The organism is Dyadobacter sp. HNCC25DJ186, from assembly GCF_056895235.1.
Map to the genome: position 1 here is coordinate 1 of NZ_JBXHAS010000042.1, position 1,231 is coordinate 1,231.

Genomic DNA, 1,231 nt, shown 5'->3' on the forward strand with positions numbered 1-1,231 from the left:
ATGCTGTTTCCAGGATAATTCCAAGGTCTACCCGCCGGGGTTGGAAGGATAAGGACGTTGGTTCATTCTGGAATCCAGTAGCCGTCACTGATCAGGAAGACAAAGATTTAGTTATTAATAGTCTCCAGGCACAAAATAAGCGGCTCAAATTCCAACTGAAAATTACCTTCCAACTGCTGCTGCTCTATCGTGAGCTGATGGCTTCCATACCATGGAAGACTAGCCACTTTTTCAAAGTCAAAAAAGGGACTGCATGGCTGCTAAAAACCTGCCAACAACACCATTTAGATCGGGCAATCTGGCGATATTTGCCTATTACCTCTAAACAATACGGTGCCTGGAACAGCCGCAAACAATGCTGGAAATCATTGCTTGGCCTGTGCCGCAAACAAAATACACAGCAGCTTTCTGCGGCCGAACAGCAAATGATCGCCACGGCCTGTGCTGACGAAAAGGTCACGCACTGGCCACTGTGCAGTATTTACTACCAGCTAATCCGGGAAGATAAATTACATTGCTCCAAAAGTACATTTTACAAATATTGCAGACTGTTGAATATTACAAGAAGGCCCATCAAAAGGGCTAAAAAGTACCAACCTCTCTGCTCGACATCACCTTTAAAAGTCTTACATCAGGACGTCACGATTTACCGAACCGTCAATGGTGTAAAACATTATATTTACGTCATCCGTGATAATTTCAGCAGAGCTATACTGGCTTGCCAAGCGTCCACCGTTTACAATAGCGACATCGCCAAGCAAACCCTGGAAGGCGTTTTACAAAAATTTGATCTACTCAACCATTCAGGAAGCCTGATCACAGATGACGGAGCTGAAAACAACGGCGAACTCACCAAATGGCTGGCCTCTTCTGCAACTCTTTGGAAGAAAATTGTTGCCCAGGTGGATATTATTCAGAGTAACAGCATGGTAGAAGCAGCGAACAAAATAATAAAGTATAGGTATCTTTTTCCGAGACCAATTATCGACACTTCCGATTTAACTGAAACCCTGGCTCTGGCAATTGAAAACTATAACAATATGCCTAATGGCCAGCTATACGGATTTACTCCCATCGAAGTTTTAAATGGTGCAATTCCTGACAAGCACTTTTTCAAAAGTAAAATACAGATGGCGAAACAAGACCGCATAGCAACAAACCGACACATTGCCTGCGATATCATTTGCCAGACATGAACCGCCGATAACGGCCGTTCTTTGACATTGTGATC

At 43.7% G+C, this 1,231-nt stretch carries 1 protein-coding gene; it reads left to right on the forward strand.

Annotated features, from left to right (window positions below):
• The coding region (locus AC1XUO_RS29600; protein ID WP_483333514.1) for a transposase family protein at positions 1–1,196 on the forward strand (1,196 nt) is incomplete at its 5' end.
• Positions 1,197–1,231 lie beyond the last annotated feature (35 nt).